2 protein-coding genes are annotated in these 1,919 nt (G+C 73.6%); both read left to right on the forward strand.

Annotation, left to right across the window (positions count from 1 at the left end):
- On the forward strand, positions 1-613 hold a 613-nt coding region (locus D471_RS0112185), incomplete at its 5' end, for a barstar family protein (RefSeq protein ID WP_017598872.1).
- A gap of 194 nt (positions 614-807) precedes the next feature.
- Positions 808-1,919: type III PLP-dependent enzyme domain-containing protein (locus tag D471_RS0112190; RefSeq protein ID WP_017598873.1), on the forward strand; the 1,112-nt coding region annotated here is incomplete at its 3' end.

The following is a 1,919-nucleotide window of genomic DNA, read 5'->3' on the forward strand; positions in this document are numbered from 1 at the left end:
CGATCGCGCCCCGGTCGGAGTGGACCTGTGTCCCCTGGACGCGAACGGGCGGGAGATGCAACGGTTCCCGGTCACCCTGGACACGGCGGGCGCCCGGCCGTCGGCGACGGGCGGCGCGCTCCTCGACATCCCCGTCGTCGCCGGGGACGGCGAGCGTCCCCCAGTGACCGCGCGACCGGTGTGGGACCTGTGGCGCGAGGGCGTCCCGACTTCCCCCAACCAGTGGACCGCCTTCTCCACCGAGGGCAGGAACGCCTGGCTCCGACTGGCGCTCCACCTGTACTTCACCCGCGCCGACGCCCCGCTCCCGCGCTCGGGGGGCGAATACCACCTCGACGGCCGCTCCGTCACCGACGTCCCCGGACTGCACTGCGCCCTGGGCGAGGCGCTCAACGGCCCCGGCGGCTACTACGGATGGGGCATGGACGCGATGTGCGACTGCCTGTCCGGCGGGTTCGCCGTCGAGCCCCCCTTCCGGCTCGTGTGGCACGACGCCCGCGCCTCACGGCGCGCACTGGCCGACGTCCGCCTCGCCCCCGAGGGGCGGCTCGGCTACTTCGACGACGTCTTTCGCGCACTGCGGCATTTCGGCGTCACCGTCGAGCTGCGTTGAGCCCGCACACCCCACTCTTCCGTGTGACCCTGATCATAGTTTGCGAGGGTCGCAGTACCGCCTTCCTCGGCAGACCTCTCCCCCGCCACCTCACTCCCGGTGAAGCGACGGTCATGCGGGGGTAAGGCACGCGGCAACTGGAAAGGAGTCGGGAGGACCGTCGAGAGTGTTCCGCTCTGGGGAGGAAGAGCCGGGTGGACGAGCCCCCCTTGTACCTGCGACCGCGGCTGGAACCGCCGCTGGCGCCCCTCCTGGACTCGTCCGACCTCCTCCACACCCTGGCCGACGCGCTCGGCTCCCCCCTCGACGTGCTGTTACCCGACCGGATCGCGGCCAACGCCGAACGCTTCGCCGACGTCCGCCGGACCCACCGACTGGACGGCCGCGAGTTCTTCGCGCACAAGGCCAACCGCTCCAGCGCCCTGGTCCGACGGCTGGCGGCGACCCGCGCCGGGATCGACGTGGCCTCCCTCGGCGAACTACGGCACGCGCTCGGCGCGGGGTTCACCGGCGACCGGATCGTGGCCTCCGGCCCCAAGGACACCGCGTTCCTGTGGTTGGCCGCGCTGGTGGGCGCCGCCGTCCACGTCGACGGTCCCGCCGAGCTGGACACCCTGGCCGCACTCGTGCGCGAGCACCGGCTGTCCCCGGTGCGCGTCCTGGTCCGGCTGTCCGGATTCACCGCGCCGGGGGTGGCGATCCGGTCGCGCGAGAGCCGCTTCGGCGTCCCCGCCGCCGCCCTGGACGGCCTGTTGGACGACCTGGAGCGGCACCGCGACGCGATCGACCCCATCGGCACCGCCTACCACCTGGACACCGTCAGCCTCGACGAGAAGGCCGTCGCCCTCGAAGGCTGTCTGCACGCGATGAACGCCCTGCGCGCCCGGGGCTTCCAGCCCAGGATCGTCGACGTCGGCGGCGGGTTCGGCGTGGGTTACGTCGACGACCGGGACGAGTGGGACCGCTACACCACCGAACTGACCCGCGCCGTCCTGGGCGAGCGGCCCGCGCTGACCTGGGGCGGGCACGGCTACGGCCTGCGCGCCGAGGGCGGCACCGTGCGCGGTTCGCTGGGCCTGTACCCGGCGCACCGGCCCGACGCGGGCCCCGCCTACCTGGACGCCCTGCTGTCGCGGACCGCGCCGACCCTGGGCCGCACGCTGGGCGGCCTGCTGCTGGAGAACCTCTACGACCTGTACGTCGAACCGGGCCGCGCCCTGCTCGACCAGTGCGGGCTGACCCTGGCGCGCGTGTTGGAGACCCGCACCACGAAGGCGGGGGAGCCGATGCTGCGGCTCCCCCCCCA

Origin of the sequence: Nocardiopsis lucentensis DSM 44048 (assembly GCF_000341125.1) — a bacterium.
GTDB classification, from domain to species: Bacteria; Actinomycetota; Actinomycetes; order Streptosporangiales; family Streptosporangiaceae; genus Nocardiopsis; species Nocardiopsis lucentensis.